This window comes from Kitasatospora sp. NPDC056531, from assembly GCF_042794375.1.
GTDB lineage: Bacteria > Actinomycetota > Actinomycetes > Streptomycetales > Streptomycetaceae > Kitasatospora.
Genome location: NZ_JBHTTU010000052.1, coordinates 1 through 23,626, shown reverse-complemented (window position 1 = coordinate 23,626; position 23,626 = coordinate 1). Strand labels below are relative to the sequence as shown.

Annotated in this window: 23 protein-coding genes; 13 read left to right on the top strand and 10 right to left on the bottom strand. The window is 73.1% G+C overall.

What is annotated here, in order from left to right; translation table 11 throughout:
• The first annotated feature begins 201 nt into the window (after positions 1-201).
• Positions 202-345, top strand: a complete 144-nt coding sequence (locus tag ACFQ87_RS31435; RefSeq protein ID WP_380614255.1) for a hypothetical protein — start codon at positions 202-204, stop codon at positions 343-345.
• A 152-nt stretch (positions 346-497) separates the two neighbouring features.
• On the opposite strand, the gene ACFQ87_RS31430 is transcribed toward ACFQ87_RS31435, so the two are convergent.
• Positions 498-1,802, bottom strand: coding sequence for a DUF5685 family protein (locus tag ACFQ87_RS31430; RefSeq protein WP_380614254.1), 1,305 nt, complete (start codon positions 1,800-1,802; stop codon positions 498-500).
• 171 nt (positions 1,803-1,973) lie between these two features.
• On the opposite strand from ACFQ87_RS31430, the gene ACFQ87_RS31425 reads away from it, so the two are divergent.
• From ACFQ87_RS31425 to ACFQ87_RS31410, 4 genes are all read left to right on the top strand, one after another.
• Positions 1,974-2,537 (top strand): helix-turn-helix domain-containing protein, encoded by a 564-nt coding sequence (locus ACFQ87_RS31425; RefSeq protein WP_380614253.1) that lies wholly within the window; start codon positions 1,974-1,976, stop codon positions 2,535-2,537.
• On the top strand, positions 2,534-4,063 hold the full coding sequence (locus ACFQ87_RS31420) for an MFS transporter (protein WP_380614252.1): 1,530 nt from the start codon (positions 2,534-2,536) through the stop codon (positions 4,061-4,063). Before ACFQ87_RS31425 ends, ACFQ87_RS31420 begins: the two co-directional genes overlap by 4 nt.
• A gap of 402 nt (positions 4,064-4,465) precedes the next feature.
• Complete coding sequence (gene ltrA / locus ACFQ87_RS31415; protein ID WP_380614251.1) at positions 4,466-5,965, top strand: group II intron reverse transcriptase/maturase; 1,500 nt, start codon at positions 4,466-4,468, stop codon at positions 5,963-5,965.
• Positions 5,966-6,072: 107 nt separating this feature from the next.
• Complete coding sequence (locus ACFQ87_RS31410) at positions 6,073-6,759, top strand: alpha/beta fold hydrolase (RefSeq protein ID WP_380614250.1); 687 nt, start codon at positions 6,073-6,075, stop codon at positions 6,757-6,759.
• Between the two features lie 8 nt (positions 6,760-6,767).
• Here the strand turns inward: ACFQ87_RS31410 and ACFQ87_RS31405 are convergent, their stop codons facing one another.
• On the bottom strand, positions 6,768-8,171 hold the full coding sequence (locus ACFQ87_RS31405) for a DUF2252 domain-containing protein (protein WP_380614249.1): 1,404 nt from the start codon (positions 8,169-8,171) through the stop codon (positions 6,768-6,770).
• A gap of 214 nt (positions 8,172-8,385) precedes the next feature.
• On the opposite strand from ACFQ87_RS31405, the gene ACFQ87_RS31400 reads away from it, so the two are divergent.
• Positions 8,386-8,799 (top strand): DUF2809 domain-containing protein, encoded by a 414-nt coding sequence (locus ACFQ87_RS31400; protein WP_380614248.1) that lies wholly within the window; start codon positions 8,386-8,388, stop codon positions 8,797-8,799.
• Between the two features lie 7 nt (positions 8,800-8,806).
• Here the strand turns inward: ACFQ87_RS31400 and ACFQ87_RS31395 are convergent, their stop codons facing one another.
• Positions 8,807-9,589 carry an SGNH/GDSL hydrolase family protein gene (locus ACFQ87_RS31395; protein WP_380614247.1) on the bottom strand — a complete coding sequence of 261 codons (783 nt, stop codon included), beginning with the start codon at positions 9,587-9,589 and terminating at the stop codon, positions 8,807-8,809.
• 220 nt (positions 9,590-9,809) lie between these two features.
• Here ACFQ87_RS31395 and ACFQ87_RS31390 point away from each other — a divergent pair, with 220 nt between their 5' ends.
• Both ACFQ87_RS31390 and ddaH read left to right on the top strand, forming a co-directional pair.
• On the top strand, positions 9,810-10,721 hold the full coding sequence (locus tag ACFQ87_RS31390; protein ID WP_380614246.1) for a 4Fe-4S domain-containing protein: 912 nt from the start codon (positions 9,810-9,812) through the stop codon (positions 10,719-10,721).
• Between the two features lie 161 nt (positions 10,722-10,882).
• Positions 10,883-11,710 carry a dimethylargininase gene (gene ddaH, locus ACFQ87_RS31385; RefSeq protein ID WP_380614245.1) on the top strand — a complete coding sequence of 276 codons (828 nt, stop codon included), beginning with the start codon at positions 10,883-10,885 and terminating at the stop codon, positions 11,708-11,710.
• Here the strand turns inward: ddaH and ACFQ87_RS31380 are convergent.
• The 5 genes from ACFQ87_RS31380 to ACFQ87_RS31360 all read right to left on the bottom strand — a co-directional run bounded on the left by ACFQ87_RS31380 (position 11,697) and on the right by ACFQ87_RS31360 (position 16,322).
• Positions 11,697-12,353 carry a lactate utilization protein C gene (locus tag ACFQ87_RS31380; protein WP_380614244.1) on the bottom strand — a complete coding sequence of 219 codons (657 nt, stop codon included), beginning with the start codon at positions 12,351-12,353 and terminating at the stop codon, positions 11,697-11,699. The genes ddaH and ACFQ87_RS31380 overlap by 14 nt on opposite strands.
• Positions 12,350-13,780, bottom strand: coding sequence for a lactate utilization protein B (locus tag ACFQ87_RS31375; RefSeq protein ID WP_380614243.1), 1,431 nt, complete (start codon positions 13,778-13,780; stop codon positions 12,350-12,352). Before ACFQ87_RS31375 ends, ACFQ87_RS31380 begins: the two co-directional genes overlap by 4 nt.
• Positions 13,777-14,538, bottom strand: a complete 762-nt coding sequence (locus tag ACFQ87_RS31370; protein WP_380614242.1) for a (Fe-S)-binding protein — start codon at positions 14,536-14,538, stop codon at positions 13,777-13,779. Before ACFQ87_RS31370 ends, ACFQ87_RS31375 begins: the two co-directional genes overlap by 4 nt.
• An 86-nt stretch (positions 14,539-14,624) precedes the next feature.
• Positions 14,625-15,806 (bottom strand): globin domain-containing protein, encoded by a 1,182-nt coding sequence (locus ACFQ87_RS31365; RefSeq protein ID WP_380614241.1) that lies wholly within the window; start codon positions 15,804-15,806, stop codon positions 14,625-14,627.
• 72 nt (positions 15,807-15,878) lie between these two features.
• A complete protein-coding gene (locus ACFQ87_RS31360; protein ID WP_380614240.1) occupies positions 15,879-16,322 on the bottom strand; it encodes an RrF2 family transcriptional regulator in 444 nt (147 codons plus the stop codon).
• Between the two features lie 270 nt (positions 16,323-16,592).
• Here ACFQ87_RS31360 and ACFQ87_RS31355 point away from each other — a divergent pair, with 270 nt between their 5' ends.
• The 3 genes from ACFQ87_RS31355 to ACFQ87_RS31345 all read left to right on the top strand — a co-directional run bounded on the left by ACFQ87_RS31355 (position 16,593) and on the right by ACFQ87_RS31345 (position 20,140).
• On the top strand, positions 16,593-18,242 hold the full coding sequence (locus ACFQ87_RS31355; protein ID WP_380614239.1) for a beta-propeller fold lactonase family protein: 1,650 nt from the start codon (positions 16,593-16,595) through the stop codon (positions 18,240-18,242).
• Positions 18,243-18,339: 97 nt separating this feature from the next.
• A complete protein-coding gene (locus ACFQ87_RS31350; protein ID WP_380614238.1) occupies positions 18,340-19,005 on the top strand; it encodes a transcriptional regulator in 666 nt (221 codons plus the stop codon).
• 4 nt (positions 19,006-19,009) lie between these two features.
• Entirely contained in the window at positions 19,010-20,140 is a 1,131-nt protein-coding gene (locus tag ACFQ87_RS31345; RefSeq protein WP_380614237.1) for an aminotransferase class I/II-fold pyridoxal phosphate-dependent enzyme, read from the top strand.
• A 76-nt stretch (positions 20,141-20,216) separates the two neighbouring features.
• Here ACFQ87_RS31345 and ACFQ87_RS31340 read toward each other — a convergent pair whose 3' ends face one another.
• Both ACFQ87_RS31340 and ACFQ87_RS31335 read right to left on the bottom strand, forming a co-directional pair.
• Positions 20,217-20,999, bottom strand: a complete 783-nt coding sequence (locus tag ACFQ87_RS31340) for a glucosamine-6-phosphate deaminase (protein ID WP_380614236.1) — start codon at positions 20,997-20,999, stop codon at positions 20,217-20,219.
• A gap of 260 nt (positions 21,000-21,259) precedes the next feature.
• Positions 21,260-21,667, bottom strand: a complete 408-nt coding sequence (locus tag ACFQ87_RS31335) for a hypothetical protein (RefSeq protein ID WP_380614235.1) — start codon at positions 21,665-21,667, stop codon at positions 21,260-21,262.
• Between the two features lie 303 nt (positions 21,668-21,970).
• Here ACFQ87_RS31335 and ACFQ87_RS31330 point away from each other — a divergent pair, with 303 nt between their 5' ends.
• Positions 21,971-22,732: a serine/threonine protein kinase gene (locus tag ACFQ87_RS31330; RefSeq protein ID WP_380614234.1), complete on the top strand. Its 762-nt coding sequence runs from the start codon at positions 21,971-21,973 to the stop codon at positions 22,730-22,732.
• Positions 22,729-23,626 (top strand): serine/threonine-protein kinase (locus ACFQ87_RS31325; RefSeq protein ID WP_380614233.1); only part of this gene is annotated, 898 nt, incomplete at its 3' end. The genes ACFQ87_RS31330 and ACFQ87_RS31325, both read left to right, overlap by 4 nt.

Below are 23,626 nucleotides of genomic sequence, written 5' to 3'. Positions count from 1 at the left end.
CCACCATCTCGTGGACACGCCAAGTCGTCCCGCGTCCCCAACTCGGCTGGAGCGGCGTGCGGTTGCCGAGTATCACGACGGGCCGGGGTCGTTCCGGGACGAAGCGGGTCGGGCGGGCGCAGTCGATGCGCGGCGAGTCACGGCCGTCCCGCCAGCCCCTCGTTTATCTCCCGTTGATCGCCTCCGCCTAGCGTCGGGCGCATGGACGACAGGACGGCCGAGTGGCCGGGGGTGGCGCCCGAGGGGCGGATGACGGAGCAGGACGCCGAGCGGTTCCGGCAGTTGCTGGCCGGGCTGGAGAGCTCGCTGGCGGCGGACCGGGAGACGGCGGGGCGTGATGCCTGAGGCCGTCGAGCTGCGACCGGTGGTGGTGCTGCCGCTCTGGCGAAGATCCGAGCAGCGCGAGGACACGGACCGGCCCGGGGTGCTGCGGGGGCACCCCGGGCCGATGGCGTCCGATCAGTTGGAGGCTGCGCCGGAAGAGAATTGACGATCTGTCAGCAGTCGCAGCCGCAGTCGCAGCCGTCACAACCGCAGCTGTCGCACCCGCAGTCATCGCAGCACTGGCACCCGCAATTGCAGCAGTCGCAGCAGTCGCAGTCACACGAGTCGCAGCAGTCGTGCCGCTCGCAGAACCCCTTGCGGCGCTCGCGGCTGAACGGGTCGTTGTGCTCGCAGCAGAGCAGCTGGCAGGTGCAGGCCATCAGCGCCCAGACCGCGCAACCGGCGAGCAGGTTGCGCGGGTGCGGCGGCTTGCCGCCGGGCGGGGTGAAGCCGGGGCCCTGCGGCACCCACGGGGGGATCGGTGCCTGGTTCGGGTCCTGGCCGGGGTACGGCCCGCCCGGGTACCCGGGCGGCACCTGACGCGGCGGCGCGTCCTGCGGGTGCTCGCCGGTGGCGCCGTACTCGCCGTGGGCGCCGCGCCGGCAGCCCGCCCCGTGCGCGGCCGGGCCGAAGACCCGGTCGACCGCGCGCTCGGTCTCGTGCCCGAGCAGTACGTGCACCAGCGCCCGGTCGCCCAGCTCGACCTCGCGCAGTGCGAGCCGGATGCCGTGGACGGCGTCGCGGCAGAGCCGCTCGGCCTCGGCGCGGTCGGTGCCGGTGGCGGTCAGCGGGTTCCAGGCGCCCGAGGCTGCGTCGGCGGCTTGGTCCTCGGCGGCGTCGAGGAGGTGGGCGAGCCGGCCGAACAGCCGCCCCGCCTCGGCGAGCGGGGCGGCGTTGCCGGGGCGCCCGGCGATCGCGGCGGTGTGCGCGAAGGCGGCCGAGGTGGCGGTCTCGGTGGGTTCGGTGACCAGCAGCACCGAGCCGCCCGGCAGCAGCGAGCGCTCCAACTCGCCCTGCCGGGAGGCGGCGTCGAGCAGCACGGCGGTGTCGAAGCCGACCGTGGAGGCGCTGCCCGCACTCTGCCGGTCCCAGCGCCGGGTCACCGCCCGGGCCCCGGCGGCCACCGGGCGGCGGGCGAACACGCCGTCCCGGTCCTCGACGTGGTCGCGGATCTTCACCGAGGCGAGAGCGAGCGAGACGGCGGCCGCCAGGCGGGCGCCCTCGCCCTTGGCGACGGAGGCGGTCCGCATGCCGCGCAGCGGGCACGGCCCGGCGGTGCGCCGCCAGGAGGAGTCCTCCCGGGCGGCCTGGGCCTCGACCAGGACGGAGATGATCAGCCCGTCGTAGTTGGTGGCTGTGCGGGCGAGTTGTCCGTGGTCGTCGCGCAGGGCGAGGCAGAGCCCGCACAGGTGCGCCATCCAGGAGGTCTGGAGCCGTTCGGAAAGTCGGTGCCTGCACGGTCTGATGATGCCGAACACGATCGTGGTCCCCCTCGCCCGATGGGCCGCTGACCGGCCACTTTGTCGGCGGACATCATATGATCACAGCTCGCCTGGGCCGAGGGGGAGGAGGCGAGCTGCCGTCAGACCTTCACCAGGCCCTCGAAAAACCGGAGAAGGTGATCTCATATCCGGGATAGCATCGCGAATATGGGAATCGATACGGCCGCTGACGAGCGGCTGGCACAACGGCTCGCCGAGCTGCGGGTCGAACGCGGCTGGACACTGGAGGAGTTGGCGCGGCAGGCGGACGTCAGCCGGTCCACGCTGTCCCGGGTGGAGCGGGCCGAGGTCAGCCCGACCGCCGCGCTGCTCGGGCGGCTCTGCGCCGTGTACGGGCGGACGATGTCCCGGCTGCTCGCCGAGGTGGAGTCCGAACCGGCCCGGCTGGTGCGCGCGGGGGAGCAGCAGGTCTGGCGGGACGAGGCGACGGGCTTCGTCCGCCGCTCGGTCTCGCCGCCGCACGGCTCGCTGCGCGGGGAGATCATCGAGGGCCGGCTGCCGGCCGGCGCCGACATCGCCTACGACCGCCCCTGTCTGCCCGGGCTGGAGCACCATCTCTGGGTGTTCGAGGGGCAGTTGGAACTGACCCTGGACGGAGAGGCGCAGCTGCTCGGCCCCGGCGACTGCCTGCGCTACGGCTCCGGCACCAGCCGCTTCCGCAGCCTCGGCCCGGGTGAGGCCCGCTACGCGCTCGTGGTGGTCGAACCGTGAGCGCCGCCGCCACCGGGCCGATGGGCGATGGCCCGACAGCCGGCGGCCCGATAGGCGAGGGCCCGGCGGCCGAGCCGCCCAGGGAGCGCTTCGACGCCGCTGGGCGCCGCGTCCTGCTGGTCTGCGTCGCGGGTGGGTTCACCACGCTGCTCGACCAGTCCGTCCTGAACACCTCCATCCCCGCCCTGCGCGCGGCCCTGCACGCCCAGCCCGCCCACCTGCAGTGGATCGTCGCCGGGTACTCGCTCGCCTTCGGCCTCGCGCTGATCCCCGGCGGCCGGCTCGGCGACGTCAAGGGCCGCAAGTGGTTCTTCGTCACCGGACTCGCCCTGTTCACCCTGGTCAGCCTGGTCTCCGCGACCGCCACCGACCCCGGGGTGCTGATCGCCGCCCGACTGCTCCAGGGCGCGGGGGCCGGGCTGGTCAACTCCCAGATGATCGGCACCCTCCAGGACGTCTTCGACGGCCAGCTGCGCGCCCGGGCCCTCGGCATGTACGCCGTCACCGGCAGCCTCGCCTTCGCCCTCGGCCCGCCGATCGGCGGCATGGTGCTGGCCGCGGCCGGGCCCGAACTCGGCTGGCGGCTGACCTTCCTGCTGAACGTCCCGTTCGGCGTGGCCACCGTCGCCCTGGCCGCCCGCCACCTGCCCAAGCCCCGCCCGGCCACCCGGCACGCCGATCTCGACCTGGTCGGCCTGCTGCTGGTCGGCGCGCTCACCCTCGCCCTGATGCTGCCCTTCGTCCAGCCGCCCGGATGGACCGGCTGGCTCGGCTTCACGGCCGCCGCCCTGCTGCTGCTCGGCACGCTCACCTGGTGGCAGCGCCGCTACGCCGGACGCGGCGGGCACCCGCTGATCCACCCGGCGCTCACCCGCTCCGCGCCGTACGCGCTCGGCACGGCCACCGCGATGGCCCAGTTCGGCTCCTCGCTGGCCGCTTCGCTGGTCCTCACCATGTTCCTCCAGGACGGCCTGGGCCTGTCCCCGCTGGGCGCCGCCCTGGTGGCGCTGCCCTCCGCGCTGGCCATGGCCACCGCCTCCGCGCTCGCCTGGCGGGTGGTGCAGCGCTTCGGCCGACGCACCATCACCATCGGCATGATCGGCTCCGCCCTGGCCATGCTGGGCAGCGGACTGGTCGCCCACCGGGCCCCGGCCGCCGTACTGCCCTGGCTGCTGGCGATGCTGCAGCTCCTCAGCGGCGCCTCGGTCGGCCTGATGGGCTCCACCAACCAGGCGTTCGTGCTGCGCCACGCGCCCGCCGAGGCGGCCGGGGTGAGCGGGGCGATCCTGCAGATGACCCAGCGGATCGCCGCCGCCGTCGCGGTCTCGGCGCTGTCCGGCGTCTACCTGCGGGCGACCGCCGGGGGCGGCAGCCACCGTTCCGCCTACTTGGCCGCCAGCGTGGTCTGCGCCGCGGTGGCCGGACTCGCGGTGCTGGCCTCGGTGTTCGCCGGCCGGGCGGGCGGGCGGGAGCAGCGCGAGAACGAACCGGTCGCGATGAGCCGAGGGCGAACACCCGTCCGGTGAGGCCCCGTCAGCACGTACGGTGGTGGGCATGTTGCGTCCTGAAAGCTGGTCCAGGCTTGCGGGTGGGAGTCCCGTCCGGGTAGACACCGGAGTGCCCGGTAGCAGGTCCCGGTTCGTCGTGGAGACGCGGCGGGCTGAGCGGGATGTCAAGAGCCTCTTTGGAGGGAGCAAGCACGCGGGCCGTAGCGTGAAGCGAACCTTGCAGCCTCGTCAGACCGACAACGGAGAAGCCGAGCCCCTCATGTCCGGGCGAAGGCCATGTCCTGGGGGCCCTGTTCCGGGGTCAGCCCTCGGGGTTCTCCCGGGGTATGGAGGGCGGCACGTGTGCACAGTCTGGGCCGGAACAGGAGAGACCCGTCTGCCTGTGCCTGACGTCGGGCAGGAGACCGGACGTATAAGCCGATGGTGAAGTCGTCCGGAGGGCAGCGGGAGTCCGATGGGGTCGTAGTACCGCTGATCGGCGTGCAACACAACGCGCCGGGAGGGAAGGGCCCCAACTTTGATCACGCCCGTGACGGGGGTAAGCGCGAGGGCATGGCCGGAGAAAGACCGGTCAACCACCCCGACGGGGCGAGTCCCGTCGTAGTGGACGGGCGAGCGTCCGTCCTGAAAGTGCGACAACTCCAACGCGCGCTATGGGCTGCGGCCAAGCAGTCTCCGGAGCGGCGTTTCCACGCCCTGTACGACCGTGTCCACAGAGGTGACGTGCTGTGGGAGGCGTGGGAGCGGGTCCGGGCCAACGCAGGGAGCGCCGGGGTGGATCGGGTCACCCTGGAGTTCGTGGAGAGCCAGTACGGGGTTGGCCGGTTGCTCGGCGAACTCCAGCAGGCTCTCCGCTCAGGCACGTATCGTCCTGCGCCGGCCAGGCGCGTGGACATCCCGAAACCACAGGGTGGCAAGCGGCCGCTGGGCATTCCCACGGTGCGCGACAGAGTGGCCCAGCAGGCGGCGAAGATCGTCCTGGAGCCGGTGTTCGAGGCGGACTTTCTGCCGTCCTCGTACGGGTACCGGCCGAAGCGGTCGGCGTTGCAGGCGATGGAGCGTCTTCGGACGGGCTTCATCGAGGGCCGCTGTGTCGTCGTGGAGTTCGACATCCGCAACTTCTTCGGCGAGATCGACCACGGTCGGCTCCTCGCCGAGGTGGGGCGTCGGGTGTCGGACCGCAGGGTGCTCAAGCTGCTGCGGCTGTGGCTCCAGGCGGGTGTGATGGTGGACGGGGAGGTTCGGCGGACGGTCGCCGGGACTCCTCAGGGCGGGGTGATCTCACCCTTGCTGGCCAACATCTACCTGCACGTCCTGGACACCGAGCTCGCCGAGCGCGGTGTCGGTGAGCTGGTGCGGTACGCGGACGACGGTGTCGTCCTGTGCCGGTCGGTGAGCAATGCCAGGAACGCCTTGGCGGCGGTCGGGGAGATCCTCGGCGAGCTGGGGCTGGAGCTGCACTCGGACAAGACGAAGGTGGTAGACCTCAGAGAGGGCCGGGAAGGACTCGACTTCCTCGGCTGCCACTTCAGAGCCCGCTTCTCGGGCAAGGTGTGGGAGAAGTACCGCAAGGTCCGCTTCTACCTGCACCGTTGGCCCTCACAGGCGGCGATGAAGCGACTCCGGGACAAGGTCCGCGAGCGGACCGACCGCCGTCGGTCGGGATGGGACATCCGTGAGGTGATCGCGGAGTTGAATCCGATCCTGCGCGGCTGGGGCGCCTACTTCCGAACCGGGAACGCTGCCCGGAAGTTCACACAAGTCGATGACTATGTGGTGTGGCGTCTCCGCAGATTGATGGTCAAGAAGCGAGGACGCAACCTGCGAGCTGGCCAGATGGCGGTGTGGACGGAAGAGTGGTTCAACGGGCACGGCCTGCATCGTCTGCGTGGCACGATCCGCTATCCGAAGGCGGCGTAACCATGCCAAGAAGATCATCGGTAAGCCGTGTGCGGGAAAACCGCACGCACGGATTGAAAGGGGACGGAGGAACCGGGCCCGGCAGGGCACCGCGCCTCCAACTACCAATGACGAAGGTGCGGACGGTTGAACTCCCCGAGGTCGTGCTCGCCTACCGCGAGAGCGGACGGCCCGACGGCCCGCCGCTGGTGCTGCTGCACGCCCTCGGCGAGCGCGCCGCGGACTGGGACGTCGTGCTGCCCGACCTCGCCCCCGGGCACCACGTCTACGCGCTCGACCTGCGCGGCCACGGCGACAGCGGCCGCACGGCCGGGTACAGCCTGGAGGCGATGCGCGACGACGTCCTGGCCTTCCTCGACGCGCTCGGCCTGGGCCGGATCGACCTGGTCGGCCACTCGATGGGCGGCGCGGTCGCCTACCTGCTCGCCCAGGCGGTGCCCGAGCGGATCGACCGGCTGGTCCTGGAGGAGATCCCCGCGCTCCACCCGCGCCCGGCCGGCGGACCGGCCGAAGGAGCGGAGGAGCCGGCGCACTTCGACTGGGCGATGGTCCGGGCCGTCAAGGCACAGCTCGACACCCCCGACCCGGCCTGGCGGGAGGGGCTGACCCGGATCACCGCCCGCACCCTGGCCGTCGCGGGCGCGGGGGACAGCCACATCCCGCAGGAGCGGATCGCCGAACTCGCCCGGCTGATCCCGGATTGTCGGCTGGTCACGATCGAGGCCGGGCACCTGGTGCACAGTGCCCGGCCGGGCGAGTTCGTCGCCGCCGTCGCGCCGTTCCTCGCTACCTGAGTCGGACGTCAGACGCCCTGCTCGGCGGGCAGCCGTCCGCTGCGCACCGCCGTGACCAGCTCGGCGTGGTCCGCCTCGGTGCGGTCCGCGTACGCGACGGCGAAGGCGGCGACAGCCTCGTCCAGCGCCTCGCTCTTGCCGCCGTACCCGGCCAGCAGGCCCGGGTCGGCGGTGTGGGCGTGCGCCCGGGCGAGCAGCGCGCCGGTGATCCGCGCGTAGTCGTCCAGCTGGGCCGGCAGCAGCGCGGCCGGGTCGACGCTGCCCTTGCGGTTGCGGAACTGCCGGACCTGGTAAGGAAGTCCGTCGACGGTCGTCCAGCCGAGCAGGGTGTCGCTGACCACCTGCATGTGCTTCTGGCCGAGCACGACCCGCTTGCCCTCGTGCTCCTCCGGCTGTTCGCGTCGCAGGTGCGGCAGCAGCGCGGACGGCCTGGCCTCCTTCACCTGCAGCACCAGCGGCTGGTCCCGGTGGTCGGTGAGCAGGACCACGTACGAGCGGGTGCCGACACTGCCGGTGCCCACCACCCGGAACGCCACGTCCTGCACCCGGTAGCGGGACAGCAGGGTGCGCACCTCGGGGGGCACCGTCGCCACGTACGGGCCGAGCGCCCCGGCCACCGCGCGGGCGGTTGCGTCGGTCACCTCGGTGAGCACCGGGGGCGCGGCGGTGAACCGCCAACCGCCGTCCGCCGTACGGGTGGTGCTGCGGGCGGCGAACCGGGCGCTGGTGTTGCCGAGCGCCTTCGCGCCGACCTTCTGCAGCACGTCGGCGAGGTCGTGCGCCTCGGCGAAGGACACCAACTGCTCGTCCGCCACGGCGTTCCAGGCGTCCAGCGCGGGCAGCTTGGCGAGCGTGCGCATGGTCCGGCGGTAGGAGCCCGCCGCGTGTTGGGCGGCCGCCCGGGCGGTGGTCTCGCTCGCCCCGGTCTCCCGGCCGGCCAGCACCAGGCTGGTCGCGAGGCGCTTGAGGTCCCACTCCCAGGGGCCGGGCACGGTCTCGTCGAAGTCGTTGATGTCCATCACGAGTTGGCCGCGCGCGTCGCCGTACAGCCCGAAGTTCGCCGCGTGGGCGTCCCCGCACAGCTGCGCGTCCACTCCGGTCGCCGGGGTGCCCGCGAGGTCGGCGGCCATCAGCCCGGCCGACCCGCGCAGGAACGCGAACGGCGAGGCGGCCATTCGGCCCACCCTGATCGGCACCAGCCCCGGGATCCGGCCCGCGTTGGACACCTCAATCGCGGCCACGGCGGTCGGCCGGTCGATGGCGGCCGCGAACTCCGCATGCCGCTCCCGGGGCACCCGTTGCCGCAGTGCCTTCCCGCGCTCCCGTGCCCGCTGCGCCCGGCCGTCCGGCCCGGCCGCGAACCCGTCCACCGCGAACTGCCTTCGCGCCTTGGTGCCTTCGCCGTCTGTCACTGCTCCCCGCCCGTACGTTCCGTTCGACTCATGCCCGTGACCTGCACGGATCGGCCCATCGGGGGGAGTGACGTCCGGCGCGGCGCGGTGGTTCCTGAACGGTGGTTGCTGATGGGCACTTCCTGATGGGCACTTCCGGAACGGTGCTTGCGGATCGGTGCTTGCGGAACGGGGGCGCGGCGGCCGGAGCGACCCGAGGCGTAGTGTGGGGCGGGTGGATGATCTTCGGAGGGGGTCGGCCCGACGCGTTCCGGCCGCGGCGGCGGCCGCGCTGACGGTCGCCGCGGGTCTGGGCGTGCGCGCCGCACTGGACGGCGACATCGCCAAGTACGCCGGTGACGCGCTCTACACGGTGCTGGTGTACGTCCTGGTGGTGCTGGTCGCGCCGAGCGTACGCCCGGTGCGGGCGGCGGTCCTGGCGGCGGCGGTGAGCTGGGCGGTGGAGCTCTTCCAGGCCACCGGGCTGCCGGACGCCTGGGGTCGGCGCAGCGCGCTGGTCCACCTGGTGCTCGGGTCGACCTTCAATCCGCCGGACCTCGCCTGGTACCCGGTCGGCGCGGCCGGCGCCGCCCTGCTGCACCGGGTGCTGCGGGCCGGCCGCGCCACAGCACCCGGTGTCGGGAGTTGAGTGTTCGTCAGAGCGGCAGCAGGTCCGGCCGCTTGGGCTCGACATGGTCGCCCGAGGACTCGCCGCGCAGCCGGCGTCCGACCCACGGGAGCAGGTACTCGCGGGCCCACTGGATGTCCGCCCGCCGCTGGTCGGCCGGGGACAGGACCGGCGCGGCCGGCCACGGGTCCTCCGGGTCCTGCGCGGTGGCCAGGCCCAGTGAGCGGGCGGCCAGCAGGGCGACCCGCTGGTGGCCCTCGGGGGAGAGGTGCAGCCGGTCCTCGCTCCAGGCGCGGCGGTCCTGCACGGCGCGCAGGGACCACAGGTCGGCCACCTTGCAGCCGTAGCGGTCGGCGACCGCCCGCATGTGCCCGTTGTAGGTGGCGATCTTGCCGCGCAGGTGCTTGAGCAGCGGCACGTCCTTGGTGTCGAAGCCGGTGCAGATCAGCACCGTCCCGGCGGATTCGGCGAGTTGGGCGACGGCGGCCTCGAAGCGCTCGGCCACCTCGTCCGGGTCGCTGCCGGGCCGCAGGATGTCGTTGCCGCCGGCGCAGAAGGTGACCAGGTCGGGCTGGAGCCGGCGGACCTGCGGCACCTGCTCGGCCGCGATCTGGTCCAGCAGCCGCCCGCGCACCGCCAGGTTCGCGTAGCGGAACCCGCCCGGCGGTCGCCCGTCGGCGAGCATCCCGGCCAGGCGATCCGCCCAGCCGGTGAAGGCGCCGCCCGCACCGGGGTCGTTCAGGCCCTCGGTGAAGCTGTCCCCGAGGGCGGCATACGAACTGAGGTCAAGGGTCTCCTGGAGGTTCGGCATGAAAGAGATAGTTCACCGGATCAAGTGACCTACGCCACCGTAGGTGACGGTGAGGGCACGTGAGATGGGCCACGTGCCCTCAGAAACCCACCTGCGCCCCCGCAGAGCAAGGCGGTCTGAAAACCACAAGATCCTTGCCCTCTTCCCGTTTTGGGTGCGAACGGACGATGCTCGAGGTGTGCGGCCGCCCGGCCGCCGAAGTTCCAGGGGGAAGCCGCCCGTGAATCGCTCCGAGAACCCGACTGCTGACGAAGGCCCGACCGCCGACCAGAACTGGACCATCGACGACCGCTGCACCAACTGCGACGTCGCCCGGCAGCTCGCGCCTGACCTGATCATCGAGCGCAACCGCACGTCCGAACTGATCCGCCAGCCGCGTGACGAAGCCGAGCGGCAGCAGCTGCTCGCCGCCGCCCACGCCTGCCCGACCCGCTCGATCCGGCAGGGCAACGGCCGACTCGACCCGGCCACCGACCCGTTCCCGCTCACCCTGGACGACGGGGTGCTGCTGCTCGGCCACAATTCCCGGCGCAACGCGGGCGCCAACTCCTACCTCTGCCGTCGCCCGGGCGGCTGGGTGATGATCGACACGCCCCGCTTCAGCGAGGGCCTCGCCGCCCGCTACGAGGCGCTCGGCCCGGTCACCGACATCCTGCTCACCCACCGCGACCACGCCGTGCACGGACGTGCGTACGCCGACCGGCTGGGCGCCCGGCTCTGGATCCACGAGGGCGACCTCGAGTACGCGCCCGACGCCGACCAGGTGCTGCGCGGTATCGAGCCGGTGGAGATCTCCCCGGGCCTGGTCGCCCACCCCTTCCCCGGCCACACCCTCGGCAGCGTGCTGTACGTGGCCGACGAGCGCTACTGCTTCAGCGGCGACAGCCTGTACTGGTCCCGCACCACCCGGGACATCGAGGTGCAGGAGGCGGTGACCTGGTACTCGATGGAGGAGCAGTCCGCCTCGCTGGACCGCAGCCTGGGCGTGCTGCGCTTCGAGTGGCTGCTGCCCGGCCACGGCGACAAGCGCCGGATGCCCGCCGAGGAGGCCGACCGCCGCCTGCGTGCCCTCGCCGTGCGTGCCCGGGCGCTGCGCACCGAGCCGGTGGACTTCGCCGCGGTGCGCTGGTAGCCGCCGGACACCAGGGCCCGTGCGCCGGGGCTCGCGCCGGGTGCGCGGGGGGTTGCGCCCGGCGGGGGCGCCCGCGCGGGTGTGCGAACGGGAGCGGCGGGGCAGCCGCCTCTGGAACGAGGTGTACCCCCGACTTCCCGAGATCCGAGGACGGTTGAGCAATGCCCACGCGCACCCCGGCACGCACGGCACGGCCGCGCCGCTACCTGATGTGCCGGCCGACGTACTTCACGGTGGACTACGCGATCAACCCGTGGATGGACCCGACGCAACCCACCGACACCGCGCTGGCCGTCCGCCAGTGGGAGCGGCTCTACTGGACGTACCGCCGCCTCGGCCACACCGTCGAGCTGATCGACCCGGTGCCCGGGCTGCCCGACATGGTGTACGCCGCGAACGGTGCCACCGTTCTGGACGGCCGGGCCCTGGTGGCGACCTTCCGCTACCCGGAGCGGGCCGCCGAGTCCGGGGCCTACCAGGCCTGGTTCCGCTCGCGCGGCTACCGGGCGGTGCGGCGCGCCGGGCACGTCAACGAGGGCGAGGGCGACCACCTGGTGGTCGGCCGCCGGGTGCTCGCCGGGACGGGCTTCCGCACCGCGCGGGCCGCGCACGCCGAGGCGGAGGAGCTGTTCGGTGTGCCGGTGGTCAGCCTCACCCTGGTGGACCCGCGCTTCTACCACCTGGACACCGCGCTGGCCGTCCTCGCCGACGACCACGTCATGTACTACCCGGAGGCCTTCGACGCCCGCAGTCGCTCGGTGCTGCGCTCGCTCTACCCGGACGCGATCCTCGCCGACCGGGCCGACGCCGAGGTGTTCGGGTTGAACGCGGTGTCGGACGGCCGCCGGGTGCTGCTGCCGGAGGCCGCCAAGAACCTGGCGGGCCGACTCGCCGAGCACGGCTACGAGCCGATCCCGGTGGACGTCTCGGAGCTGCTCAAGGGCGGCGGCGGGGCGAAGTGCTGCACCCTGGAGCTCAGGCCCCAGTGACGTCCGGCGTTGTGAGCAGCACCTCCAGGGTGCGTGGCCCGTGCACCCCCTCGACCCGGTCCAGCTCGATGTCGCTGGTCGCCGAGGGCCCGGAGATCCAGGTCTGCGGGCGTGCCGGGTCGAGCCGGGGCAGCGCGAGCGGCACCGAGGCGACGACCTGCTCGGGCGCCCGGACCACGCAGATGTGGTGGTCCGGGACGAGCGAGAGCAGCCGCCGGCCCTGACCGGGGCCGGCGTCCAGCACGATCGTCCCGGTCTCGGCGATCGCCAGCGCGCAGCCGGTGACCACGCTGTCCACGGCGTCCAGCCGGGCGGCGGTGAGGCCGTCGCCGTCCGGTAGCAGCTCGACGTCACCGGCTGCGGAGAGCCAGGAGGCCGGCAGGCCGTCCGGCACGGCGACCGTGCGGCTGCCGCGCTCGGCCAGCAACTCCGCGACGCGGCCCGGAAGTTCGGCCGTGGAGCAGCGGTGCACCAGTGCCCGGTAGTCGGCCAGGTTGCGGTGCAGCAGGTCGAGGAGCGCCGCCGGGTCGTCCGGCGCCACGTGTGAGCTCCGGTACCCGCGCGGCAGCGGCTGTTCGGCCACCCCGGCGGCGTCCCCGAGCGCGGCCCGGATCCGGCCGAGGATCAACTCCCTTGAGCTCAAGACCGGTTCCTCCTCCACCAGTCGCGGAACGGTTCGGCCGGCACCTGGGGCAGGTCCCGGGTGTCGGTCCAGGCTCGCCCCGGCCCGGGCAGCCGGCGCGGGTGCAGCGCCCGGGTGCGCCCGGCCAGCCGTTCGGCGGCCGCCAGCGCCGCCGGGTGGTCCAGCACGTACCCGGCGGCCGCCATCGCCGCCCGCTCCAGCGGGTGCCCGCCCTGTTCGGCGACCCGCTCGCGCAGGTGCACCAGCACTTCGGGGATGTCGATCGCCACCGGGCACACCTCGTAGCAGGCTCCGCAGAGCGAGGAGGCGTACGGCAGCGAGGCGTCCACCGGGCTGGCGGTGCCGCGCAGTTGGGGCGTCAGGATGGCGCCGATCGGGCCCGGGTAGACCGAGCCGTAGGCGTGCCCGCCGGCCCGCTCGTACACCGGGCAGACGTTGAGGCAGGCCGAGCAGCGGATGCAGCGCAGCGCCTGGCGGCCGACCTGGTCGGCCAGCGTGGCGGTGCGCCCGTTGTCCAGCAGCACCAGGTGGAACTCGGAAGGGCCGTCGCCCTCGGTCGTCCCGGTCCAGAGCGAGGTGTACGGGTTCATCCGCTCGGCGGTGGAGGAGCGGGGGAGGAGTTGGAGGAAGACCTCCAGGTCCCGCCAGGTCGGCACGACCTTCTCGATGCCGACCACGGAGATGAGGGTGCGGGGGAGGGTGAGGCACATCCGGCCGTTGCCCTCGGACTCGACCACCACCAGGGTGCCGGTCTCGGCGACCATGAAGTTGGCGCCGGAGATCGCCACTTGGGCGCGCAGGAACTTCTCCCGCAGGTGCAGCCGGGCGGCCTCGGCGAGTTCGGCGGGGCGGTCGGTCAGCCCCTCGGGCGCGGGGCGGCCCCAGGCCGCCATCCGCTCGGCGAAGATCTCCCGGATCTCGGCCCGGTTGCGGTGGATCGCCGGGACCAGGATGTGCGAGGGCCGGTCCTCGCCCAACTGCACGATCAGCTCGGCGAGATCGGTCTCGTAGGCGGTGATCCCCTCGGCGGCCAGTGCCTCGTTGAGCCCGATCTCCTGGGTGGCCATCGACTTGACCTTGACCACATCACGCTTTTCATTGTCACTGGCTTTGGTGGCCCGGACCAGCGCGGCGACGATCCGGTTGGCCTCCTCGGCGTCCGCCGCCCAGTGCACGGTGCCGCCCGCCGCCGTGACGGACTCCTCCAACTGCACCAGGTAGCGGTCGAGATGGCGCAGCGTGTGGTCCTTGATCGCCTTCCCGGCGGCGCGCAGCTCGGCCCAGTCGTCGAGTTCGGCGACGGCCCGGGCGCGCTTGTCGCGGATGGTGTGGGTGGCGTGCCGGAGGTTGGCGCGTAGTTGCCCGTCCCGTACCGCCCGGGCGGCGGCCTGCGGGAAGGCGGGCATGCCGACGAAGGTGCTGCTCACGAAGGCCTCCAGGGGTGCTCCTCGGTGCTGGCCAGGATCTCCGCGAGGTGCAGCGGCCGCAGCGGCTCGCCGCGGCGGCGCAGGGTGCCGTCGAGGTGCAGCAGGCAGGAGTTGTCGGCGCCGCACAGCACTTGGGCGCCGGTGCCGAGGGCGTTGGCGAGCTTGTCCTCGGCCATCGCCGCCGACACCGCCGCGTTCTTCACCGCGAAGGTCCCGCCGAAGCCGCAGCACTCCTCCGCGCCGGGCAGCTCCACCAGTTCCAGTCCCTTGACGGCGCGCAGCAGGCGCAGCGGCCGCTCGCCCAGGCCGAGCATCCGCAGGCCGTGGCAGGAGGGGTGGTAGGTGACGGTGTACGGGAAGTACGCGCCGACGTCCTCGACCCCGAGCACATCGGTGAGGAACTCGGTGAGCTCGACCACCCGGGGTGCCAGGTCGACGGCGGCGTCGGTGAGTTCGCTGCCCCGGCCCTCGGCGGCGGCTCGGGCGCCGATCCGCGGGTAGTTGTCCCGGACCATCGCGACGCAGGAGCCCGAGGGCGTCACTACGTGGTCGTACCCGGCGAAGGCCCGGGCCGTGCGTCGCACCAGCGGTTCGCAGGCCCGGCGGTAGCCGGTGTTGTACTGCGGCTGCCCGCAGCAGGTCTGCCCGGCGGGGAAGTCCACCGTCACCCCGAGCCGCTCCAGCAGCCGGACGGTGGCGACCGCCGTGGCGGGGAACAGCGCGTCGTTGACGCAGGTGGCGAACAGCGCGACCCGCAACCCGGACTCCTTCGGTCGAAGCGGCACCGGTCCGCCCGTGATGCTATCGGGCGGACCGGCGCTGACGAAGGATCTGACGGAGGATCTCAGGCACCGAGCCAGAGGTCCGGGCCGAACACCTCGTAGTGGATGTCCGCCGCCGGGACGCCCGCCGCGAGCAGCTGGCCGCGGACGGCGCGCAGGAAGGGCAGCGGGCCGCACAGGTAGGCGGTGGTGCCGGCCGGGATCTCGACGGTGGCGAGGTCGACCAGCCCGGTGCGCTCGGCCGGCCACTCGCCGAGCGGCTGCTCGTAGAAGACGTGGGCGCTGGCGCCCGGCAGCTTGGCGGTCAGTTGCTCCAGGTCGGCGCGGAAGGCGTGGCTGAGCTGGTCGCGGTCGCCGTGCACCGAGATGACCTGCCGGCTGGAGCCGGTCGCGGCGAGGTGGTCGAGCATGGCGGTCATCGGGGTGTTGCCGATGCCGGCGGAGGCGAGCAGCACCGGGCCGTCGCCGTCGGCCAGGAAGATGTCGCCCATCGGGGGCGCCAGCTCGACGGTGTCGCCGGTCTTCAGGTGGTCGTGCAGGTGCCCGGAGACCTCGCCGCCGTCCTCGCGCTTGACGCTGAAGCGCAGCGCGCCGTCGGCGCCGCCGGACAGGCTGTACTGCCGGATCTGGTGGGCGCCGTCGGGCAGTTCGGTGCGGACCGAGACGTACTGGCCGGGGCGGGAGGCCGGGACGGGGCGGCCGTCGGCGGGGCGGACCAGGTAGCTGGTGACGGTCGCGGTCTCCTGATAGCGGGTGATCACGGTGTACGGGCGCCACAGGTCGGCCGGGTCGCCGCCCGCGGCGGCCTCGTCGCGCAGCCGGTCCTCGATGGCCATCAGCGCGTTGGCCATCAGCCAGTACACCTCGTCCCAGGCGGCCGCGACCTCGGGGGTGACGGCCGCGCCGAGCACCTCGACGATCGCGGCGAACAGGTGCTCGTGGACGACCTTGTACTGCTCGTTGTCGATGCCGACCGAGACGTGCTTGTGTGCGATCCGCGCGAGCATCGCGTCCGGCCGCTGGTCGGGGTTGGCGATCAGCGCGGAGGCGAAGGCGGCTATCGAGCCCGCCAGGGCCTCGCGCTGGGTGCCGTTGGCCTGGTTGCCCCGGTTGAACAGGTCGCGCAGCAGCTCCGGGTGCGCGGCGAACAGCCGGTCGTAGAAGCGCGGGGTGATGTCACCGATCGCGGCGCCCACGACGGGCAGGGTGGCTTCGAGGACCTCGGCGGACTTCGCGGACAGCATCAGAGGAGCTCCTAACTGGTATCTGATATTCGCATTAAAGCCTGTGGGTGCCGACCACCCAGGGGGGTGGGGTCAGTCGGCGGGTCTCGTGGTGAGGCTGAGCAGCACCGGCCCGGTGGGCGAGGCCACCAGGTCGTCGATGCTGAGCGGGTCGAGCGCGGCGAAGAAGGCCTCCTGTGCGGCCCGCAGCGCCCCGCGCAGCCGGCACGCGGCCCGCAGCGGACACGGCGGGTCGTCCTCGCAGCCGACCACGTCCCCGACGCCCTCCAGCTCGCGCAGCAGCAGGCCGAGCGAGCCGGTCCGCCCGGCGAAGGTGATCATCAACCCGCCGCCGCGTCCGCGCCGGGCCTCCACCACCCCGAGGTGCTGCAGCCTGCTGACCACCTTCGCCGCGTGGGTGTACGGCACACCGACCGACTCGGCCACCTCCCGGGTGGTCGGGTTCTCGCCCTCGCCGAGTACGGCGAGCCGCATGGCGATGCGCAGGGCGATGTCGGTGCTCTTGGTCAGCCTCACGTTCGAAACGTTATCGAATGCGACTCTCCAACTCCAATTTTCTGCACGGTTCCGACCGAGACCCTGGTCACGTTCGCGGGTGGGGCCGGTGGCGCGGCTTATGCCCGGCGGTCCGGTGCGGCCGCCGAAGCCACGCCCGGTCGAACCTGAACAGTTGGCGACATTACTGATCAGCTCCTGACGTGCCATCAGCACGCCTTCTACGCTTCCTGCGGCTCCGGAACCACGTCATTCACCGCACCCCTCGGTCCATCCCCCTGGAGAGATTCCGTGAGAGCACGTCGCGCACCCCGGCGCACCTGGACGGCGCTGGTGGCGATATCGGCAGCCGCGGCCGCACTGCTGTCCCGGCCCGTGACCGCCGAGGCGGCCGCACCGCCGCCGACCGTGGCCGCCCATGTGCCGATGGCGCCCTACCCGGCCGGGGTGGCGCTCACGCCGGACGGCGCCCGGGCGTACGTGACCAGCCAGAGCAGCGGCACGGTGAGCGTGCTGGACACCGCGAGCAAGGCGGTGGCCGGCAGCTTCACCGCCGGCACCGGTTCGTACACGGTCGCCCTCTCGCCCGACGGGCACCGGGCCTACCTGACCCACCACCTGGACAACGCGGTCAGCGTGGTGGACACCGCGGGCAACACCGTCACCGCCACCGTCCCGGTCGGCGCCCAGCCCTGGGGCCTGGCGCTGTCGCCGGACGGCGCGCGCGCCTACGTCAGCAACGCCGGGGCCGACACCGTCAGCGTGCTGGACACTTCGTCCAACACCGTCACGGCCACCGTCCCGGTCGGCGCCGAGCCGCACGGGCTGGCCGTCTCACGGGACGGCAGGTGGCTGTACGTCGCGGCCTCCGGCGGCAAGGCGGTGAACGTGGTCGACACCGCGAGCGGCACGGTGAGCGCCACCGTGGCCGTCGGCCACAGTGCCTTCGGCCTGGCGCTCAGCCCGGACGGCAGCCGGCTGTGGGTCGCCGACGGGGACGACGGCACCGCCGCGGTGATCAACACCGGCGCCAACACCCTGCTCGGCACCGTCGCGGTCGGCAACGGCCCGTACGCCGTCGCCCTCGCCCCGGACGGCTCCGCCGCGTACGTCTCCAACTACAACGACAACACCCTGAGCGTGGTCGACACCGCGAGCCGGACGGTCACCGCGACCGTGCCGGTCGGCGCAAGCCCGTACACCCTGGCGCTGAGCGCCGACGGGCGGCGCGGCTACCTCGCCGACTTCACCGGCAGCGCCGTCGACCTGCTGAACTTCCCGCTGCCGGTGCCCGTGGTGAGCGGGATCAGCCCGAGCGGCGGCTCCGGGGTGGGCGGCACCGTGGTGACCGTCACCGGGACCGACCTGAACGGCGCCACCGCCGTCACCTTCGGCGCGGCCGGCGCGGCCACCTCCTTCAGCTGCACCAGCACCAGCTGCACCGCGACAGCCCCGGCCACCACGGTGACCGGCCCGGTGGACGTCCAGGTCACCACGCCCGGCGGCACCAGCGCCGCCGTCGCCGCCGACCGCTTCACCTACACCGCGCCCAGCGCCCACCTGGGCGTCGCGCTCACCGCGACCCCGGTCACCGATCTGTTCGCCAGCCGGGTCGACTACACCGTCACCCTCACCGGCCAGGGCCCCGACCCGGTGGCCTCGGCCACCGTCTCGGCCGACCTGCCCGCCGGCCTGGCCGCGAGCTCCGGCGACTGCACCGTCGCCGCCGGCAAGCTGACGTGCACCCTGAGCGCCCCGCTCGCCAAGGGCGCCGGCACCACCCGACACTTCTCCCTCGGCGTCGGCCTGCTGAACCTGGTCAGCAGCTGGGACGTCACGGTGGCCCGCACCGCGGGCGCCCCCGCCGACCCGTCGCCCGCCACCAGCAAGGACACCCGCAGCTGCACCTCCGTCCTCGGTCTGGTGATCACCTGCAGCTGAGCGACATCCGCTCCCCGGAGGCCCCGCCACCCGTGGGCGGGGCCTCCGCCGCAAGCAGTCCTGGACGAAGTGTCTCGTCTGGACGTACAGTCCATTCATGCCTGTCGAAGACCCCGACCCGCGCGTCCGGACCTGGTCACCGGTCTGCCGAGCGGTGGCCCTGCTGCTCGGCCCCTACGCCGAGGTGGTGCTGCACGACACCGCCACCGACCGGGTGCTCGCCATCTGGAACCCGATGACCACCCGCGCCCCCGGCGACCCCTCCCTGCTCGGCGAACTGGACCAGCTGGGCCCGTCCGCGCCCGACGTCTACGGCCCCTACGAGAAGCTGCTGCCGGACGGCCGGCGGCTCTCCTCGGTCAGCGCCGTACTGCGCGACCAGGCCGGGCACCCCTCGGCGGTGCTCTGCGTCAACCTCGACCGGGGCCCGCTGGAACAGGCCGCCGCCCTGCTGGCGAACTTCGCCGCGCCCACCGCGCCCCGCCCCGAGCCGCTGTTCGAACGCGACTGGACCGAGCGGATGAACGACGTGATCGGCGGCCACGTCCGCGCCCAGGGCCGCCCGCTGGAACGCTTCACCCGCGAGGACCGGCTCACCGTGCTGCGCGAGCTGGACGAGGCCGGGGTCTTCGCCGTCCGTCGCGCCGTCCCCGCCGTCGCCACCGCACTGCGGATCTCCCGCTCCACCGCCTACGCCCTGCTCGCCGAGCTCAAGCACCCGGCAGGCCCCGGAGCCGGCGCCGCCAGCCCCAGGAAGGACTGAACCGATGACCCAGCTGCCCGACTTCCGACTCGAAACCTACTTCTCGCGCTGGGAGTTCACCGCCCGCCACCACCTCACCGCCTCCGACGCCCAGACCATGACGATGGCCGAGCTGCTCGCCCTGGCCGGCCCCGAGGACCGCGAGGCCTGGGACACCCTCACGCTCGGCTACACCGAGACCTACGGCGACCCGGGCCTGCGCCAGGCCATCGCCGGGATGTACGAGCGGGTCGAGGCGGACGACGTGATCTGCTTCGGCGGCGCCCAGGAGGGGATCAACCTCGCCATGCAGGTGCTGCTGGAACCGGGCGACCACGCCGTGGTCCTGACCCCCAACTACCAGTCCGCCGAGACGATCCCGCTCTCGCTCTGCGAGGTCACCGGCGTCGCGCTGGACGAGCGGCAGGACTGGGCGCTCGACCTGGACGCGGTCGAGGGGGCGCTGCGCCCCAACACCAAGCTGCTCTCGGTCAACTTCCCCAACAACCCGACCGGCACGCTGATCGACGCCGCCGACTTCACCCGCCTCGTCGACCTGTGCGAGGAGCGCGGCATCCGGCTGTTCTCGGACGAGGTCTACCGCGGGCTGGAGCGCGACCCGGCCCGCATCCTGCCGCAGGCCGCAGACCTGTCGGCGACGGCGCTCTCGCTCAACGTCACCTCCAAGTCGCTCGGCCTGCCCGGGCTGCGGATCGGCTGGATCGCCTGCCGGGACCGCGAGCTGCGCACCCGGCTGGAGCGGGCCAAGCACTACACCACCATCTGCAACTCGGCGCCCAGCGAGGTGCTGGCCCGGATCGCGATCACCGCCCGGGACCGGATCCTGGCCCGCAACCGGGGCATCATCGCGGAGAACCTGCCGCGGTTCGACGCCTTCTTCGCCGAGTTCCCCGAGCTCTTCGACTGGCGCGCCCCGGACGGCGGCTGCGTCGCCTACCCGCGCTACCTTGGCGCGGACGGGGTGGAGGACTTCTGCACGGCGCTGGTCGAGCAGGCAGGGGTGCTGCTGATGCCCGCGAGCATGTTCCGCTCCGAGCTCACCCCCACCCCGGCCGACCGCTTCCGGATCGGCGTCGGCCGCAGCGACCCGGGCCCGGCGCTGGAGGCCTTCGCCGACTGGCTCCGCAAGCGGTAAGCGGACGCGAACAGCAGGGGCGCCGGACCATGGGGACCATGGAGATCGGCGTCCCGGCTGCCACGGCTGCTACGGGTCAGAGCTTCTGCCAGGCCGGCTTGGCCGCGTAGGTGTCGCGGAAGTAGTCGGCCAGCTCGAGGCGGGAGGCGGCGGCCTCGTCCACCACCACGGTGGCGTGCGGGTGCAGCTGCAGCGCCGAGGCGGGGACGGCGGCGGCGAGCGGGCCCTCGACGGCCAGCGCGACGGCGTCGGCCTTGGCCTCGCCGGTGGCGAGCAGCACCAGGTGGCGGGCCTCCAGGATGGTGCCGATGCCCTGGGTGATGACGTGGTGCGGGACCTCGTCGATGCTGTCGAAGAAGCGGGCGTTGTCCACCCGGGTCCGCCGGGTCAGGGTCTTGATCCGGGTCCGGGAGGCGAGCGAGGAGCAGGGCTCGTTGAAGCCGATGTGGCCGTCGGTGCCGATGCCGAGCAGCTGCAGGTCCACGCCGCCGGCCTCGGCCAGCGCGCGGTCGTAGGCGGTGGCGGCCGCGGCGATGTCGGCGGCGTTGCCGTCCGGGCCCAGGAAGGAGTCCTCGGTCAGGCCGAGCGGCTCCACGACCTCGCGCAGCACGACCGAGCGGTAGGACTCCGGGTGGCCGGCGGGCAGGCCGACGTACTCGTCAAGCTGGCAGATGCGCGCCCGGGAGGCGTCCAGGCGGCCGTCCCGGACCCGGGCGGCGAGGGCCTGGTAGATCGGCAGCGGGGTCGAGCCGGTCGCGACTCCGAGCAGGGCCTCGGGCTTGTCGGTCAGCAGATCGGTGATCGCCGCGGCGATGAGTTCGCCGGCCGCTGTGGCGTCAGGGACGATCACGATTTCCATACTGGGTCCACCGTTCTGAGGCGAGTCTGAGGTCTAGACCTCCGAGGTCTAGACCAGTTTGCCGTGAACGGGGCCTCCAGGTCCACCCGGGGCCGGTGCGGACCGGTGGGCGTCCGGCCTGGTGGGGGTCGCCGGGGCGGGTGTGGAGCCCAGGGTGGGCGCGGAGGGAGCCGGGGCGCGAACGCCCCGGCTCCCGGTGCCCTGTCCTACGGATGCCGCCTCGTCATGCGGAACGGGTGGTGCGTCGGGGCGGTCCCCGGTCAGAACGGGTTGGTACAGGTGGTGACCTGCTTGCTCGCGTCCAGCGCCGGGCCGGCGGTGGCGCAGATGATGCGCGGGGCGGTGGCGGTCACGCGGGGGGTGACGGCCTGGGCCGAGCCGAGCCGCACGGTGGTGGCGCGGGCGACCGGCTCCCACGGGCTGCCCCAGGCCTGCTGGGTGCGGACCTCGACCTGAACCATCGTCAACTGGTTCGGGTCGGCGCTGACCTGGGCGACGCCGACGATGCCCTCGCCGTCGATCTGGTGCGAGATGCAGGGGCGGTTGAGCACCGTGGCGCAGGCTGCGGCGCCGGTCTCGGACGTCGCCGTGGCGGCCATGGCGGGACCGGCCGTCAGGGTCGCGATCCCTGCCACCGTCATCATCACAGCTGCGATCCGAGTGCGCATGATACGAACCTCCTTGGAAATTAAGGGAATCTCACTCCTTGAGATGAGTCTTGCACAAATCATGGACGTGTTGTGTGTGCGTTGCGTCACACTCATGGTGACCATTCAACTACTGGCTGCAATCGTTCGCTGAACGTTCAGCGCACGGACGAACTGTGGTCTGACGGATGATCGGTTCTTGGGCGGGCAACTCCATGTCGACGGGCCGTGGTTGGCGGTGTTCCTTCACCCGTCCGAGTGGCGCCTTGCCGCTGCGGGGAATCGGACGGATAGCATCGGACCGACCCCAGCGGAGGTGGCTGCGTGGACACGGTCATCGTGCAACTGCCCGGCCCGGGGCCGGACATGGCGCCCGGAGCGGCGCCCGGACTGCTGCGGATGGGCCCGGGCGAGACGGCGGTGTTCGGGCGCGGCGAACCCGGTCGGCCGGTCGCCATCCCGCTGAGCGACCAGGGCGTCTCCCGCCGCGCCGGCGAGGTGGCCGCCGCCGAGGACTACTGGCGGCTGTCCAACTTCAGCACCACCGCCACCTACGTGGTGGAGAACCTGGAGGGCGCGGGGGAGCACGTCAAGGTGGCCCCCGGACGGCTCGGCGCACCCGTCCCCTTCGAGCTCTCCCGGGTGCTCCTGCCCGCCCTCGGCGCACCCGCCACCTTCAAGGTCTTCGCCCCGCAGCACGCCTACCTGGACGGCGGCCCGGGCGGCGCCGACGGCGAGCGCACCGTCAGCCCCTTCGCCCTGGACCCGACCGCCAAGTACTTCCTCGTCCTGCTCGCGCTCTGCGAACCCCGGCTGCGCTCGCCCTCCACCGTCGCCGTCCCCGGCGTGACGGAGGTGCTGGCCCGGCTGCGCGCCCTGCCCTCCTGCCGCGGGCTGACCCGCTCGGCGGTGAACTACCACATCGACTACCTGGTGTGCACCAAACTGCGGCTGCGCGAGCCGTACGAGCAGGGCCCGGCCGGCGGCAAGCGCGAGGAACTCGTCGCCCTGGCCCTGAAGTTCGACCTCGTCCGGGAGGAGCACCTGGCCCTGCTCCCGCCCCGGCGCCCGGCCGCCCGGCCGTGACCCCTTCCGATCAACCGGGCGCCGCCCGGCCCGACCCTCAGCCACCCGAGGAGCGGCACCCGCCGCAGGCCCGCCCGCCCTTCGAGGTCCCCGAGGGCTACCCGCTGGCCGGCTACCGCACCGGTGCCTTCCTCGGCGCGGGTGCCTGGGGCAGCGTCTACGCCGCCGAGGGCCCGGACGGCACCCGGGCCGCCGTCAAGATCCTCGGCCCGGCCCGGTTCAGCCCCGGTCAGCGCCGCACCGCGGCCCAGATGGCCCACGGCGAGCTGCGGTTCAGCCGCCGCGCCGACCACCCCCACCTGATCCGCACCCTCGCCGTGGTCACCGTCGAGGACCCCGACCACCCCGCCCTGGACGGCGCCGTGGCCCTGGTGATGGAACGCGCGGCCCGTAGCCTGCAGGACCTCCTCGCCACCGCCCGCCCCGGCACGGCGGCGCCCGGCGCCGAGCGCATCCTCGCCCAGGTCTGCGCCGGACTGACCCACATGCACCGGGGAGGCTGGGTCCACGGGGACCTCAAACCGGCCAACATCCTGCTGATGCCCGACGGCACCGCCAAGATCGCCGACTTCGGCCTCACCGCCGAACTGGAGGGAACCCACGCGTACGCCCCGCCACTGGGCTCGCCCGACCACGTCCCACCCGAGTGGTGGTCCCAGCGAACCGGCGCGCGCGGGGTCGCGCTGCGCCCCAGCGCCGACATCTGGGCCTTCGGGGTGATCGCCCACCAGGTGCTCACCGGCGGGCTGCACCCCTTCCTCGGCGCCACCGCCCGGGCCCGCTCGCTGGCCGCCCAGGCGTACGCCCGCGGCGCGGCCCCGCTGCGGCCGGACCAGGCGTTGCCCGCGCCCTGGCGCGCCGTGGTGGCCGCCTGCCTGACCGCCGACCGGGACC

Bases quoted from the DNA above. Each gene is read 5' to 3' on its own strand.
- ACFQ87_RS31350 (WP_380614238.1), top strand. From the start codon at position 18,340: ATGCCTGTCGAAGACCCCGACCCGCGCGTCCGGACCTGGTCACCGGTC.
- ltrA (WP_380614251.1), top strand. From the start codon at position 4,466: ATGGTGAAGTCGTCCGGAGGGCAGCGGGAGTCCGATGGGGTCGTAGTA.
- ACFQ87_RS31335 (WP_380614235.1), bottom strand. From the start codon at position 21,667: ATGCGCACTCGGATCGCAGCTGTGATGATGACGGTGGCAGGGATCGCG.
- ACFQ87_RS31425 (WP_380614253.1), top strand. From the start codon at position 1,974: ATGGGAATCGATACGGCCGCTGACGAGCGGCTGGCACAACGGCTCGCC.
- ACFQ87_RS31345 (WP_380614237.1), top strand. From the start codon at position 19,010: ATGACCCAGCTGCCCGACTTCCGACTCGAAACCTACTTCTCGCGCTGG.
- ACFQ87_RS31365 (WP_380614241.1), bottom strand. From the start codon at position 15,806: ATGCTGTCCGCGAAGTCCGCCGAGGTCCTCGAAGCCACCCTGCCCGTC.
- ACFQ87_RS31410 (WP_380614250.1), top strand. From the start codon at position 6,073: ATGACGAAGGTGCGGACGGTTGAACTCCCCGAGGTCGTGCTCGCCTAC.
- ACFQ87_RS31340 (WP_380614236.1), bottom strand. From the start codon at position 20,999: ATGGAAATCGTGATCGTCCCTGACGCCACAGCGGCCGGCGAACTCATC.
- ACFQ87_RS31435 (WP_380614255.1), top strand. From the start codon at position 202: ATGGACGACAGGACGGCCGAGTGGCCGGGGGTGGCGCCCGAGGGGCGG.
- ddaH (WP_380614245.1), top strand. From the start codon at position 10,883: ATGCCCACGCGCACCCCGGCACGCACGGCACGGCCGCGCCGCTACCTG.
- ACFQ87_RS31395 (WP_380614247.1), bottom strand. From the start codon at position 9,589: ATGCCGAACCTCCAGGAGACCCTTGACCTCAGTTCGTATGCCGCCCTC.